At 56.4% G+C, this 14,950-nt stretch carries 14 protein-coding genes; 12 read left to right on the top strand and 2 right to left on the bottom strand.

Going from position 1 to position 14,950, the window contains the following annotated elements:
• Positions 1–300: 300 nt before the first annotated feature.
• Positions 301–1,233 (bottom strand): LysR family transcriptional regulator, encoded by a 933-nt coding sequence (locus tag AB4Y36_RS35545; protein WP_069268336.1) that lies wholly within the window; start codon positions 1,231–1,233, stop codon positions 301–303.
• A gap of 457 nt (positions 1,234–1,690) precedes the next feature.
• On the opposite strand from AB4Y36_RS35545, the gene AB4Y36_RS35540 reads away from it, so the two are divergent.
• The 3 genes from AB4Y36_RS35540 (at position 1,691) to AB4Y36_RS35530 (ending at position 4,931) form a co-directional block, all read left to right on the top strand.
• The gene (locus tag AB4Y36_RS35540) at positions 1,691–2,404 is read left to right on the top strand and encodes a hypothetical protein (protein WP_342950207.1); all 714 of its coding nucleotides are present in this window, start codon (positions 1,691–1,693) and stop codon (positions 2,402–2,404) included.
• Entirely contained in the window at positions 2,401–3,534 is a 1,134-nt protein-coding gene (locus tag AB4Y36_RS35535; RefSeq protein WP_256095001.1) for an acetyl-CoA carboxylase biotin carboxylase subunit family protein, read from the top strand. The genes AB4Y36_RS35540 and AB4Y36_RS35535 overlap by 4 nt, the downstream gene beginning before the upstream one ends.
• Before the next feature lie 89 nt (positions 3,535–3,623).
• Positions 3,624–4,931, top strand: coding sequence for an acetyl-CoA carboxylase biotin carboxylase subunit family protein (locus tag AB4Y36_RS35530; protein WP_069268332.1), 1,308 nt, complete (start codon positions 3,624–3,626; stop codon positions 4,929–4,931).
• Here AB4Y36_RS35530 and AB4Y36_RS35525 read toward each other — a convergent pair.
• Complete coding sequence (locus AB4Y36_RS35525; protein ID WP_069268331.1) at positions 4,899–5,807, bottom strand: LysR family transcriptional regulator; 909 nt, start codon at positions 5,805–5,807, stop codon at positions 4,899–4,901. The genes AB4Y36_RS35530 and AB4Y36_RS35525 overlap by 33 nt on opposite strands.
• 244 nt (positions 5,808–6,051) lie before the next feature.
• Here AB4Y36_RS35525 and nodB point away from each other — a divergent pair, with 244 nt between their 5' ends.
• The 9 genes from nodB (at position 6,052) to cysC (ending at position 14,945) form a co-directional block, all read left to right on the top strand.
• The gene (gene nodB, locus AB4Y36_RS35520) at positions 6,052–6,717 is read left to right on the top strand and encodes a chitooligosaccharide deacetylase NodB (protein ID WP_368685452.1); all 666 of its coding nucleotides are present in this window, start codon (positions 6,052–6,054) and stop codon (positions 6,715–6,717) included.
• A 429-nt stretch (positions 6,718–7,146) separates the two neighbouring features.
• Complete coding sequence (gene nodC / locus AB4Y36_RS35515; RefSeq protein WP_083245589.1) at positions 7,147–8,385, top strand: chitooligosaccharide synthase NodC; 1,239 nt, start codon at positions 7,147–7,149, stop codon at positions 8,383–8,385.
• Between the two features lie 64 nt (positions 8,386–8,449).
• Complete coding sequence (gene nodI, locus AB4Y36_RS35510; protein WP_368685451.1) at positions 8,450–9,364, top strand: nodulation factor ABC transporter ATP-binding protein NodI; 915 nt, start codon at positions 8,450–8,452, stop codon at positions 9,362–9,364.
• Positions 9,365–10,156 carry an ABC transporter permease gene (locus AB4Y36_RS35505; RefSeq protein WP_305120853.1) on the top strand — a complete coding sequence of 264 codons (792 nt, stop codon included), beginning with the start codon at positions 9,365–9,367 and terminating at the stop codon, positions 10,154–10,156. It abuts the gene before it with no gap.
• A 95-nt stretch (positions 10,157–10,251) separates the two neighbouring features.
• Complete coding sequence (locus tag AB4Y36_RS35500; RefSeq protein WP_083245588.1) at positions 10,252–11,049, top strand: sulfotransferase; 798 nt, start codon at positions 10,252–10,254, stop codon at positions 11,047–11,049.
• Between the two features lie 163 nt (positions 11,050–11,212).
• Positions 11,213–11,803, top strand: coding sequence for a NodA family N-acyltransferase (locus tag AB4Y36_RS35495; RefSeq protein WP_342922752.1), 591 nt, complete (start codon positions 11,213–11,215; stop codon positions 11,801–11,803).
• An 85-nt stretch (positions 11,804–11,888) separates the two neighbouring features.
• A complete protein-coding gene (gene nodS / locus AB4Y36_RS35490; protein WP_368685450.1) occupies positions 11,889–12,518 on the top strand; it encodes a nodulation methyltransferase NodS in 630 nt (209 codons plus the stop codon).
• Between the two features lie 13 nt (positions 12,519–12,531).
• Positions 12,532–14,250: a nodulation protein NodU gene (gene nodU, locus AB4Y36_RS35485; RefSeq protein WP_069268347.1), complete on the top strand. Its 1,719-nt coding sequence runs from the start codon at positions 12,532–12,534 to the stop codon at positions 14,248–14,250.
• A 77-nt stretch (positions 14,251–14,327) separates the two neighbouring features.
• Complete coding sequence (gene cysC, locus AB4Y36_RS35480) at positions 14,328–14,945, top strand: adenylyl-sulfate kinase (RefSeq protein ID WP_368619618.1); 618 nt, start codon at positions 14,328–14,330, stop codon at positions 14,943–14,945.
• Positions 14,946–14,950 lie beyond the last annotated feature (5 nt).

Here is a 14,950-nt window from a genome sequence, read left to right as displayed (position 1 = left end):
CGCGACAATCGGAGTCGCGGTGTCAGAAATACGACAAAAACACGAGGTATCTTTGTGCGCAGATGGGATACTACCGAAAGAAAGCGTTGGTTTTACGACAAATTTAGATTTGTGCGGCAGTCTATGTTTAAATGCATGAGTCGCACTTGATTTGTGCGGAAATAGCATAACTGCGCGTGAATTAGAGAATGCGCTTCACGTAGCGTTGATGCTGGATTCAAAAGACAGGACGTTATCGTCTGAACCTCCATTTGGCGCGCCGAAGTTCGGCCCTTCGACGCGTTTTACCTCAGAGGCTCATTAGTTTGAAGCACGCAGTGGCAAGCCTGATGACGCTCCGTCGTGTACACCGTCTCCAAGAGTACTCAATTGCAGCGAACGGAAGAGAAAACGCTGAAGTGCGTTGGCCGCAGACGAGCGGTCTTCTAATCGCCCAGGACTAAAGAGACCGAATTCCGCCACCGGCGGCAGCGGCAACCCTACTGCGCTGGGATCGATCGCACGCATCGTATCGCGGCGCACCTGCCAATCCAGAAGTAGCGCAACGCCGAGCCCAGCTTCAACGGCTGACTGAACCGCAGAGAGGCTCGTGCTTTTGCAGGCCACGCGCCAAGCGATACCTGCTTCAAGCAACGTGGCAAAATAGCTCTCCTGCCACCTGCATGCACCGCCGAATGCAACAATCGACAGCGGACCGTCTCCGAGATCATCATTGCGCGTGCGCGCAGCCGCCCAGCGAAGGGGATGTCGCCAGGTGACGAGCGGTTCCGCGGGGATCTGGGCTGGATCACCAATCGCGAAATCGAGTGTGTTGCTCATGAGCCGCTGCGATAAGGCCGGACTCGCATCAACGACGATCTCCAGGGCTACATCAGGAAACAATGTCGAAAATTGCCGCAGTGCATGGCGGAGGTGACTCATCGCGATGTCCTCGGGAAGTCCAATTTTCACGGTACCCGCAACTTCACCCGAAGTAAGAGCGGAACGCGCCGCAAGGCCAATTTCGAGCAGCTTGTGTGCATACGGCAACAGAACATTGCCCGCAGAGGTCGGCTTCACGCCGCGCGGTGAACGCTCAAGGAGGCGCTGGCCGACTTCGTCTTCGAGCCGCCGGAGGGCCATGCTGACGGCAGCCTGTGTACGATGCAGCTCCATGGCAGCATTGCTCACACTGCCGGCTTCCACTACCGTCACGAACGTACGCAGTAGTGTGCTGTCGAGATCGCGAATCATCAATTTCCCTCATGCAAACATAAACATTATCAGCTTATACCACGCATACCGCTGCAGTTAGTATCCTTCCGTCGCCCAAGTCGAGAGCATGGGTGAGCAAAAAACGAATGGGAATGGAGCCTAGATACCTGTTACAAAAAGCATTCGCTGTGTTTAAGGAAACGATTGGGTCAGTTGTCGGTTGACAGCAATCATTTCGATGCGATGGCGTTTGCCAAAGCAGACCGCTCTGCAAAGAGCGACCCAATTTGGGGCCACCCGAGAGCGGTCGGCCTTCAACGCCCTCTCGTTGCACGGCGTCCGGTGCGCTGCTTCGAGGCCAAGCGTGGGGACTTTCGCAAAGCTAGCGAGCCACCATTGCTTCGTGCCACGAGCAGTTCGTGTCTCCGGTTTATTCGCCGCTGACCCGCTACGCAGCGCGCCGCGTTCGCTCCTTCTCATCCTATCTGGAGATCACATGAATACACCCAACGATCGGGTTCGCTTCGAGGAGCTTGCCAAGCATGCCATGGACCAGGCACTCGCAATTTCGCCGGAAACCGCTGCGTTCCACTGCGGCGACTGGATCGACAGTGAGTACTATCGGCGCCATCTCGTCGAAACCGTGTTGCGCATCCGGCTCAACAACGAGGTAGGCGCATTCGCGCTTTACAAGATAGGCTGCCAGGACAACTCGCTCGCGCAGATGCTGGCGCAACACCTCGCACAAGAGTATGGGCAAGAATGCCTTCTTCTGCATGACCTCGAGAGGTTCGGCCTGACCGCAGCAAGCGTGGACAGCATTAGACCATTCAATAGCACAGACAAGCTAATCGGATATCTCTACCTCAGCATTGTCCGCGATGGCCCGCTCCCTACGATGCTCTTGAACTGGTTGCAGGCATGGTATTCGGGCCGCTACAACAAGGTCATCGCGGAATCAGCCGCGCGCGCATTCGGGCACGATCACGTAAAGGGTACACTCAGCCACATTGAGTACGCCGAATCGCGCAGCTTGGAAGACTCCACATGGATCGCTCTGAAGCTCGCGATCGGTGGCTGGGGCGGAATGGAGAAAGCAGAAATCTATTTGAACAACTTTGTCGGAATGATTCACGAGTATTTCGAAGAGTTGCGTGTGGCGACCCTACCCCGGCCGGAAACCGGCACTGAACAGGCAGCGATCAAATGACCGCCATCATCGTGATAGAGCCGCGCTCGTCCGGGACCGCACTGGTCGCCTCAGCCGTGCGCCTTGGCGTGGCCACCCACGTATTTTCGGCCAAAAGCGATGAGCCCCCCCTGTCACGCGAACTGCAGGCCGCCGCGGTGTCGTACACGATGGTGGACACTGCCTCGCCGAACGCCGTGGCGGCCGCCGCATGCGCCATCGGCGTCGATGCGATCGTACCCGGTTGCGAATACGCAACCGGCGTAGCAGCTGAATCAGCGGCGCTCCTTGGTCTTCCCCATTTGCAGCCGGAAGCGGCAGCACTCACGCGTGATAAATATCGCAGCCGCATGCATCTCGCCGCCGCCGGACTGGCGGTTCCTGAGTTCGCCCTCATCGCACATCGTCGCGACGTCATAACAGCCGCTTTACACGTAGGTTTTCCAGCCGTCCTCAAGCCTGTCCGCGGCGGCATGCATGTGAGGTACGTCAATTCTCTTTCCCAGTTGCAACTTGCGGTCGAGTGTGCCATGCATCACGGCGTTGTCGATATCGGCCACAAGGCCGGCAACGTGTTGCTCCTTGAACAGTATCTGAAGGGCCCAGAGTACTGCATCGAAGGCTACGTCAGCAGCCAGCACGGACCCCGCGTCGTCGCAGTAACCGAAAATCTTTTGGGCGCAGAGCAGAATTTCGCAAAATTGGGCCACTTTGTCGAAGCCTCTTTGAGCGCGGACCAAGGAGCCGCGCTCGTCAATTACGTCGAGCACACCGCGGCGCAGATTGGACTGACCCTCGGTGTTTTCCACGCCAAAGTGCGCATAACACGCGACGGTCCGGTGCTGATCAAGATCGCGGCCTGCCTCGGAGGTGATCGCACCTATCGGCTCATCGAACTCAGCAGGTCAATCTCTCTGCCGGAATTAGCGATACGCAGCCACCTCGGCGATCCTGATCCAGCCCCCGACGTCGATGCAAGACCTGCCCTGTGTGTCAGCGGCGTGCGGTTCTTCGCACCGGTAGGCGACGCGGCCGCCGTCGAACGCGTTCGCGCCATACCAGTTTTCCAGGAGGTGGTGGTCCATTCTCAATCGGCGGCTCAGTCCCGCGACGAGCGGCCGTGTCGGCCATGTGTTGTTCATCGCGCCTGATCGGTCGACCTTGATTTGCGCCTTGCTGAAGCGCTGAGAGCGCTCGGATCCGGCCGCGCCTGTAACGATATCTGAACGGTTTGCCCTTCATGACAACCAACAAACACGCCCCGCGTAGCCGCATAGTCGTGCTTAACCGATGGTCCGACGGCTTTGCAGCTTACCATCGCTACATCGATCACGCGACGAATAACGTCGCTTACATCTGCACGCCGAACGGCGCGGCTGCGCTCGACGCCTCTCAAACCGCGCATGTCGAAGAGCTAGCAGACATCCTTGATGAAGATGCGCTGCATAAGGCCATGAGCTCCTGTCAATCGGCGCTCGGCGGCATCGACAGGCTGATCGCATTGTCCGAATTCGACCTTCTGAAGGCCGCGCGACTGCGCAATTCGTTCAATATCCCTGGCGATCTGCCAGATACCGTCGTCCGCTTTCGTGACAAGACCGCTATGAAGCATACCGTTGCTGCCGCGGGCCTGCGTGTGCCACGCGTTGCAGCGTTGGAAGATGTGGCCTTTGCGAAAGCAAATTCGTCCCCTGTGATGCGCTTTCCGATCATGGTAAAGCCACGTACCGGCGCGGCAGGCCTAGACGTACCGCGCATCGACACCCGTGCGCGATTGGATATGTTGTGGCCGACACTACCGCTGGTTGAGTACGAGTGCGAGGAGTACATCGAAGGACCCGTCTATCACGTTGACGGTTTCGTGCGAGACGACACATGGGTAATTGCGCGCGCGTCCCGCTACATCAACAACCGTCTTCAGTTTGCACAAGGAAAACCCCTAGGCTCGGTGATGCTCGACCCGGGGCCGCTCAATGATGCGGTGCTTGAATTCGCGGCGGCATGCCTGAAAGCGCTCGCCTTGAGCAATGGACCGTTTCATCTCGAGATAATCGGAGCTTGCGACGGATTCTATTTTCTGGATGTCGGTGCCCGTGTCGGCAGCGGGGAAATTCCCTTTCTCTTCCATGAATTGTACGGCGTCGACCTCTTCGACCTCTGGGTTACTCACCAATCAGGTGACGAAGCGCGGTACGCCGCACGGGCGCAGGCGGCGTTAATCGCGTCAACCTCGATCACACGCGGTGGATTCCTGATGCTGCCAGAGCCAGTCGGCAAGATATTCGTCGACGCACAATTGCCGAACACTATCCCGGGGCTTTACGAAGCTGTGCTCCCGGCGAGACGTCACTTATTCAACGGTTCCAGCTGCTCGGGCAACATCCTCGCACGCTTCCGCTATCGCGGCGCATCGGAGGAAGAAGTCGACAGGGCAATTCGCGCGACGTTGCGCGATTTCCGCTACACGCTGGCAGAGAGTGTGGGCTCGCCGAATAGCAGTACACATGACATCACGCTACGCAAGACTTTGCGCCTCCTCCAGCAATAGCTCGCGCATCCAGATACTTGCAGGATCACCGCTATGCAGCGCAGGCCATTGGATAGCCTCAGTAAAAGTCGATAGCGGAAGCGGTACTTCGGCGATCCGCAGAGGAGAGGCTTCCCCGAGATGCCTAGCGAGCCTCAAAGGGATCGTCGCAATGCGACGGGTACCCGTTAGCACCGACGGAATGAGGTGAAAGGTCGGGACGACGACCTCTTCGCGCCGTTTGAGACCGAGATCCAGTAGGAAAAACTCTTCGATCGAAGGCCTGCGTGCCCGCCCGAACCTCACCGTCACGTGTCCCATGGACATATACCGGTCGAGCGGAAGCTGCTCCGACAACTGCTTGTTGGCAGGACAGCCGACACACACAAGCTTCTCGTCGAAGAGCGGCGCTTTCGGGTGAGTATCCGGCAGGAATAGATCGGGCAGAATCAAAAAATCGACGTCGCCACGCCGCAGCAAATCCCCAGGCTCGTCATCTGGGAAAAGCAATTCGAAACTGACCGCGGGAGCTTCGCGTGCAACGCGCTTAATGACCTTCTGGAAATAGACGAGCGTCATGAAATCAGATAGGCAGACCCTGAACCGGCGATCCGACTTGGCCGGCTGGAAAACGTCGCGCGAGATGATGGAAAGCTGGATATGCGATAGAGCCTCCCGCACCGGTCCGGCAAGCTCTATCGCTCGTGATGTGGGCACGAATTCTCGGCCTCTCATCACGAAGAGGTCGTCGCGAAAATAGTCTCGCAACCGCGACACCGCTGCGCTCATGGCAGGCTGACTCAAATTGATGTCGCGTGCCGCGAGCGTGACGTTACGCTTCGCCATCAATGCGTCCAACGCGACGAGAAGATTCAGATCGAGGCCTTTGAAGCGCATCTTTAATTATCCGCGTTATGGATGACACATATCGAAACAATCGATTGTACAAATTTATTGAGGTACCGCAAAGTTACGGCAATTCAGCTTGACATGCAAGTCATCAATATGAGTATTCATGTCGTTCTACTGAACGACACTCGACATCAACTCCCAGATATTGATCTGCTACGCCGCATTTCGCGTTGCGACTGGGGACGGTTCCAGGGTAGACGGTGACTCATCAAAAGATGAGTGAAAGACCATGAGAAGACTCAGCGATTGGGAAATGCCGCAATTTATTGCGAAAGTGCTAAACGAGCGTAAGCGTAACGGTGAGCGTAAGGTTTACCTTACCTTTGACGACGGACCGCACCCGATATGGACGCCGAAAGTACTAGATCTGCTGGCGCGGCAACAGGTACCGGCAACCTTCTGCGTACTCGGTGCCTACGCGGCGGAGTATCCGGAACTTATCCGGCGCATGGTTTCCGAAGGCCACGATGTCGCGAATCACAGTCTCTCCCATCGGGATTTGTCGAAATGTGAGCCAGATCAGATACGGCACGAGATAGCAGAAGCGAACGCGCTTATCCAGCGTGCTTGTCCAGCGGCAGGGGTGCGATATATGCGTGCGCCATATGGCAAATGGACGAACGACGTTATCGCCGAATCCATGAAATCGGGACTAATGCCACTCCACTGGTCGGTAGATCCACGAGACTGGTCCCGTCCGGGCGCCGAGGCGATTGTCGATTCCGTATTGGCATCAGTGCTGCCCGGCTCGATCGTATTACTGCACGACGGGGCTCCTCCCGAAGAGTGCGACTTGCATCATCGCGATGCTTCGCGCGCGCAGACTGTCATTGCACTATCACGCCTGATTCCAGGATTGAAGAAAAGGGGCTTCGTCATCGGTTCACTTCCGTAAGTTCAACGGAAAATCTCGCTTTACGAGTATCTCTGACCCCAAGCTGGTCGACAAGTGGACGATATGCTCCCCTAGAGACGTTTCACCAACAGCTTCAAGTATGCGCGTGGTCCGCGCGCGGACGATCATGGATAGAACTAAGGAAATACTGACCCAGAAGCAGGCGTTGGCTGATCTGACTTTCAGCCGATACCGATGGAAGCGTCCTGGGCGACCTCGCTACCATGAGGTGCATTACTGGAAATTTCTCTCGTACGCCACAACAGCGTCTTTCCTGCCCCATGGAGAAACGTCAACTCTACAGGCACGAGAATAATTGCCACTCGAATCATGCATGAACCTGGATGGTATTACCGCGCCTGACTCCCGCGCCATCGCTCACGGCAGGCCTGTACTGAGAATCCCAACGTCTCCTAGCACACTGACCCGATGAACATTCCTGCCGCAATCAACACGACATCTGTCCTACTATACGCGTCACTTTCGGCCATCTATAAAAGCGCGCAGGTTCTTCACACTCTACCGACTAGCGGCGGCCCACCTGCATGCATCAAGGTATTCGACATAGAGTATTTGCCGGACATCGACGTCATCGTCCCGTGCTTTAACGAAAACCCCGAAACGCTGCGGGCGTGTCTCGACTCGATTGGCGCCCAGGATTACGCGGGCGCTATCAAGGTTCACGTAGTCGATGATGGATCCGCCAACCGCGATGCGTTGAACGTGGTGTATCGGGAGCACGAGCATGATCCGCGATTCAAGGTACTGCTTCTTCCACAGAATGTGGGAAAGCGTAAAGCGCAAATCGCCGCGATACGTTCTTCGACCTCAGATCTCATACTTAACGTAGATTCCGACACCACTCTGGCGCCGGACGCAGTAAAGAAACTCGTGCTGACAATGAGCGACCCATCGGTCGGTGCAGCCATGGGTCAATTGGTAGCCAGCAATCGCAGCGACACGTGGCTGACCCGCCTAATCGATATGGAATACTGGCTTGCGTGCAACGAGGAGCGCGCGGCGCAAGCTCGCTTTGGCGCCGTGATGTGCTGCTGCGGACCGTGTGCAATATACCGGCGCACAGCGCTTCTTCTGCTGCTGGACCAGTACGAAACGCAAATGTTCCGGGGCAAGCGCAGCGATTTCGGCGAAGACCGCCATCTGACAATTCTGATGCTCGCGGCGGGCTATCGGACGGAGTACGTTCGAGATGCAGTCGCCGCGACCGTGGTTCCGGATAGGCTGCGACCATACCTGCGCCAGCAACTGCGCTGGGCGCGCAGTACCTATCGCGACACGCTGCTCGCCCTTCGCCTTTTGCCTCGTCTTGACCGCTACCTAACTCTTGATGTGGTAGCGCAGAACATTGGCTCTCTGCTGCTGGCCATTTCAATGATCTCTGGCTTTCTGCAGATCGCGCTCACAGCCACTGCTCCTTGGCAGGCATGCTTCGTTATTGCTTCAATGACGATGGTCCGTTGCTCCGTTGCGGCCATTCGCGCTCGCGAGCTTCGATTTCTCGGATTTTCAGTGCACACACTCATAAATCTTTTGCTCCTGCTTCCTGTAAAGGCATACGCTCTATGTACATTGGACAACAGTGACTGGCTTTCCCGCAGTTCTGCCGTCCAAGACCGCGACGAGCACCATGTTCCCAAAAGCGAGTAATGCGTAGCATCGCGCGCGCTACGGAATCTTCCTTAAACAGTGGTCTGTATACATTTCCGGCTCCATGTCTAATGCAGCGATCACCTTCTCCAGCGTAAGGAAATCTTATGGCGGTAAGCTTGCCGTCGACGGATTGTCCTTCCGTGTAGAGCCCGGCGAGTGCTTCGGTCTGCTCGGGCCTAATGGTGCCGGCAAAAGCACTACCACGCGAATGGTGCTGGGTATGGCGCTGCCTGACGCAGGCGTGATTACCGTCCTCGGAGAACCGGTGCCAGCGCGGGCACGCCTGGCGCGGAGGCGCATTGGTGTCGTTCCGCAATTCGACAACTTGGAGCCAGGTTTTAGTGTGAGCGAGAACCTGAAACTCTTCGGGCGCTACTTTGGGATGAGCAAAGGCGAAATCGAGGCGGTCGTTCCATCCTTGCTGCACTTCGCACGTCTTGAGGACAGGGCTCACGCACGCGTCACAGAGTTATCGGGCGGGATGAAGCGCCGCCTAACCATTGCACGCGCGCTCATCAACGATCCGCAACTTATTGTCATGGACGAACCGGCAACCGGGCTAGATCCGCATGCGCGCCACCTCATCTGGGATCGTTTGCGCTGTTTACTCGCACGCGGCAAAACAATTCTTCTCACTACCCATTTCATGGAAGAGGCAGAGCGATTGTGCGATCGGCTATGTGTAATCGACGGGGGACGCAGCATTGCTGATGGTGCACCTAATGCATTAATCCAGGAGCAGATTGGAAGTCACGTTATCGAGATATACGGCGGCAACCCACATGAACTCAAAGCGCTGCTCATGCCGTTTGCGCAGCGTACAGAGGTTAGCGGTGATGCACTCTTCTGCTACACGGCCGATCCACAACATGTATGCGCGCGACTGCGTGAGCGTAACGGTCTGCGTATTGTGCAACGTCCCGCGAACCTGGAGGACGTTTTTCTTCGGCTGACCGGACGAGAAATGAAGGATTGAATGATGCGCGAAGTGTTTTTGATTACTCTACCCGGCAACGCCTGGAACTGGCGCACAGTATGGCGGCGCAATTATCTGGCGTGGAGAAAAGCGGCACTTATCTCCCTTCTCGGCAACCTGGCTGACCCGATGATGTACTTGTTCGGTCTCGGCTTCGGCGTCGGAATAATGATAGGTCACATCGATGGCACTCCTTACATTGCATTCCTGGCGGCTGGAATGGTTGCGACAAGCGCCATGACCTCAGCGACTTTCGAAACGATTTACGCTGCCTTCGCTCGCATGCAAGTTCAGCGCATGTGGGAAGCCGTGCTCTGTACCCAACTGACAATTGGCGATGTCATTCTTGGCGAATTGGCATGGGCCGCTACAAAAGCCCTTCTCGCGGGCTCCGCCGTGATGGTAGTTGCGGCGACGCTCGGTTACGCGGCGTTTTCGAGCATCGTATCTGTGATCCCTGTCGTTTTTCTGACTGGCCTCGCTTTCGCGAGCGTGGCAATGGTACTCGTTGCGATCGCGCCGAGTTATGACTATTTCGTTTTCTACCAGACGCTTGTGCTTACGCCCATGTTGTTCCTGAGTGGTGTCGTCTTCCCTGTGGGCCAACTGCCCGGCGCGCTTCAAGACCTTGCACAGTTCCTGCCGCTTGCCCACTCCGTTGAATTGATCCGTCCGGCGATGCTTGCACGTCCGGTCGGCGGAATGGGGCTGCATCTGGGCGTGCTTTGTGTCTACACAATACTGCCGTTCTTCCTGTCTGCGACACTGGTCCGCCACCGGCTGATGTCTTGATGCCGACGGCGTTGCGCCTCAGCAGCAGTCTTGTGACAAGCGTCAGACTGGGGCTACACCCGAACCACCGCTTTCAACCTAATGAAATGCACGCCATGACCCACTTGATGCCGAAAACTCAGCCATTCGTGATTCTCGGGATGCCCAGAACCGGCACTCACTATCTGGAAGAACTGCTGAATGCTCATCCGAGCGTCTTGAGCAATGGCGAGTTGCTCAACACCTATGACACCAATTGGCCTGATACCAACCGGCTCAGGTGCAGCAATCTGGAACTTCTCGAGCTTGCCTATCTTCGCTATCCGGTCCAAAAGGGAAAGGCACACGCCACGCATATCGGTTGCAAGATCAATCAGCCGCAATTTCTGGAACGCCCAGGATTCTTTGAGGAATTGGCACGGTGGCCATGCCTGAAGGCAATGCTTGTAGTCCGCAGGAATACGCTGGAATCGCTGCGATCTCTGGTGCAAGCGAGACAAAGTGGTGAATGGCTGAAGTACGGTTCGGACAATGGATCAGCTCCGCCTCCTCAGGTCGCGTTGACCATTGAATTGTGCGAAGCCTACTTCAAAGCTGCAGACGATTTTCATCGTCAAGTCGTCGACTCTTTCGCGCCAGAGAATCTGCTTTCAATAGACTATGAAAACCTCCTCGATGATCCCGCCGGATGCATGGAAGCGGTACAGACGTACCTTGGGACTTCCATGCATCCCTGCTCTCACAGGACAGTTCTTCAAAGGCAGGAAGTACGGCCTCTGGAGCAGACCGTACTCAACTTCGACGAGTTGAAATGTCACTTCAGTGGCGGGAAGCATGAGAGATTTTTTGAAACAGCGAGAGGTGGACTTTCCTGTAATGGCAGGATCCATGTTCGCCCATGTTCATTTCCATAGAAGCAGCACCAAATCTATCCTTCAAACAAGTCTGCTATCGAAAGACTAATTTTACGATCTTGCGTTCCCTACTGGCGCAACATCCCGAACGCGAGGCTTCCACCTCCTGGGTAATCGCACGCCACTGGTTGCGCGTAGACGCAATTGAACAAGGTATCTTTCCATGTCTTCAAAGGTGCAGTGGAAACTGTGCTGGGAAAATGAGCTCCAGCTTTCCGATCATCTCGAATTGGCCCAGTTTTTTCGGACGACGTATGGCCCGACCGGACCGTTCAATGCTAAGCCGTTCGATGGCGGTCGAAGTTGGGCCGGGGCGAGGCCCGAACTCCGCGCAATTGCCTACGATTCGCAAGGTGTGGCGGCGCACATGGGTTCGTTGCGCCGCTTCATCAAGGTTGGCACAACCGATGTGCTGGTGGCGGAACTGGGTCTGTATGGAGTGCGGCCAGACCTCGAGGGGCTCGGAATTAGCCAATCCATTCGCGCGATGTATCCTGTATTGCAGGAGCTTCGCGTGCCATTCGCATTTGGCACCGTCCGCCATGCTTTGAAGAACCACTTCACGAGGTTGTGTCGACATGGAATGGGAACGATCATTCCAGGAGTTCGCGTCCGTTCAACGCTTCCCAACGTTCACCTCGATTTGCCGGCAACACGTGTTGAAGATGTACTGGCGGTGATTTTGCCAATTGATAGGGCTATGAGTGAGTGGCCGCACGGGACTGAAATCGAACGCAATGGCCCTGAGCTATGACTCGCCTGCATCTGTACCGGACATGCGGTCAGCGGCTCGATCTGTCCTGCAACGAGATTAGAACGCACACTCTCGGGTAACTAAATTGAAAACCGTAACGCATTTTGACTTGCTGCGACGGGAGTTGGACGCGGACGACCCGTGGCAACTGGACAGTAATCCGTTCGAGCATGAGCGTCATATGCACATGCTTCGATTATCCCTCTCTAAAGGCCCCGTTGCCCATGCCCTTGAGGTTGGTTGTGCGGGGGGCGCGTTCACAGAGAAATTGGCGCCATACTGTGGGCGGCTCACCGTGATGGATGTGATGCCGCAAGCGCTTGCGAGAACACGCAAGCGCTTAAATTACCCGCCGAACGTGAACTGGATCGTTGCAAACGTCCAGCACTTTTCTAGCGCAGAGCGGTTCGAACTGATCGTAGTCGCGGAGGTTTTCTACTATCTCGCCGACATCGCCGAAGTGCGAGATGCTATCCGCAATCTGGCATGCGTACTCGCGCCTGAGGGCCAGTTGATATTCGGTTCAGCACGTGACGCCAATTGTCGACGCTGGGGACATATTGCTGGTGCCGAAACGGTGCTGAAGATGCTAAACGAACGGTTCACCGAGATTGAGCGAGTCGAGTGCGTCGGCCAGTCGTCCAACGAGGATTGCCTGCTCGCACGCTTCCAGAACGCAGTGCATTTTTCCCATCAATCAGATTTACCTCGCTAGGGTGAAAGATACCATGCGCATCTGTGGCCTCAAGCTGACACACGACGGAGCGATCGCCGTTGTCGAAGATGGAAAGCTCCTTTTTTGCATCGAACAGGAGAAGCGGGACAACAATCCGAGATATCACGCTATATGGAACCTCGATGCAATTGAAACCGCATTAGCCGAGCACGGTCTACAGACAGACGACATCGACGAATTTGTGATAGACGGCTGGGACGGCGAAGTGACGTCAAAGTTCCAGGCGCTGAGCGGCCCCACCCCAATCGTCCTCGAGGGTGCCCCCTATACGGAACGAAGAAACGGCGATCTTCTGGCTTCGGTCGACGGCACTGGGCTGCTGATCGGCGGCAAGTCATATCGATACAGGAGCTACCCTCACGTGTCCGGCCATGTCGCCGCCGCATACTGCACGAGTCCATTCGCACAACTAGGGCAACCTGCGTTATGCCTAGTGTGGGATGGCGGCATGGTGCCACGGTTGTACCATGTAGGACGCGACGACGTGCGGCTCATTGACCAGCTGTTCCCCATCATCGGTCAAATGTATGCAGCGGCCGGACATCATTTCGGGCCGTACGCAAAGGCGGCGGGTGCTGAGTGGGACCTGGGAGTGGCTGGCAAGCTAATGGCGTACATCGCGCTGGGGTCAGTCGACGAAGACATCATTGATATATTTCGTCACCTTTACCTGGAACGCTTCGCAGGCGACACAGAACTCGCGCGAAACTATCGCCAGAATCTCCACCTTCCGAGTACATCGCTCGCAGCGATACGCGATTTCTTCCACGCATGCGTGCCGGACCTGCAAGCTAAACCTCCCGAAGACGTACTCGCCTCTTTCCATACTTTCCTTGAACGCCTACTCGTCCGCGAAATGGAGAAGGCCCTGCGGCAGCATTGTATTCCCGGGCCGCGCAACCTGTGCATATCCGGCGGATGCGGGCTCAATATCAAATGGAACAGTGCATTACGCACAAGTGGCTTGTTCGATGCTACCTGGATTCCGCCCTTTCCGAACGACAGCGGTTCGGCGATCGGTACCGCATGCTGCGCGATAGCCGCGAACGAGGGCTTCATGCCGTTAGAGTGGTCGGTATATAGCGGCCCCGCAATGAAAACGGGCACCCGAGTGCCCGGCTGGTCTGCGTCGCCTTGTTCCTTAGCTGAACTTGCACATATTCTCGCCGAAAATAGACCCGTCGTTTTCCTTGCCGGACGCGCCGAGCTGGGCCCACGAGCACTTGGGGCGAGAAGTATTCTCGCCGCTGCGACTTCGCCGAGCATGAAGGCTCTTCTCAACGATGTCAAGCATCGGGAATATTTCCGTCCTGTGGCACCTATATGTCTTGAAGACCGGGCGCCTGCTGTATTTCTCCCCGGCACTCCAGACCCCTACATGCTGTTCGATCATCAAACACGCGACGAATGGCGGGACAAGATACCTGCCGTCGTGCATCTCGACGGTTCTGCGCGGTTGCAGACCATTGCAAGGTCATCCGAACACCCTGTTGCGCAGCTGCTAATCGAATACGAGAAGCTCACAGGCCTTCCCTTGCTGTGCAACACCAGCGCCAACCACCTGGGACGAGGCTTTTTTCCCGATGCTGCGTCGGCGTGTGAATGGGGACGTGTCGAACACGTTTGGTGCAATGGTCTTCTATTTACCAAGACATGCAGAGACGAGATTTCGGCGTCAGTCGATGAGCCGGTCTCTTTTGGACTCGCATGACTTTGGATCTTCACCGCAATGCCGCAACAAGTGAGCGCTAGCTCATGCCCCGACCGGACCGATCTAAGTAGGCAAGTATGGCGAATGAGCCTTCCACTTCAGAGTTGTATGCGCACGGCTTCCGGGTTCCCCCGGAGGCAAGAGCACGCTTGCTTCGGCAAACGCCGGCCATTCTCTGGTTTACCGGCCTATCAGCCGCGGGAAAGTCGGCTATTGCTGACACCGTGGAGGCGCGTCTCCATACAGCTGGCCGACTCACCTACATTCTTGACGGCGACTCCGTCAGGCTCGGTCTATGCAAAGACCTTGGCTTTACCGATGCAGACCGTCACGAGAACGTACGGCGCGTCGCAGAGGTCGCAAAATTAATGGCCGACGCCGGCATCGTAGTTTTGGTATGTCTCATCTCGCCGTTCCGCCGCGATAGGGAACTCGCCCGCTCTACGGCGGGCCGCCGTAACTTCGCCGAAATCCATGTCCACGCGAGTTTAGCCGCGGCGGAAGCCCGTGACCCTAAAGGGTTGTATCGGCTGGCAAGGCGCGGCGCAATCCAGCGCTTCACCGGCATCGACTCCCCGTATGAGGCGCCGACGGATCCGGACGTCTTCATCGACACATGTTGCAAGTCCATCGACGAAGGTGCCGATATGGTCCTGAATTGGCTCCGCAGTTCAGACCGTTACCATCATTCGTGATTGCA

This window comes from Paraburkholderia sp. BR10936 (genome assembly GCF_040965735.1).
Classification (GTDB): domain Bacteria; phylum Pseudomonadota; class Gammaproteobacteria; order Burkholderiales; family Burkholderiaceae; genus Paraburkholderia; species Paraburkholderia nodosa_A.
The sequence above is the reverse complement of the archived record's forward strand: the minus strand, read 5'-3'. Positions and strand labels throughout refer to the sequence as shown.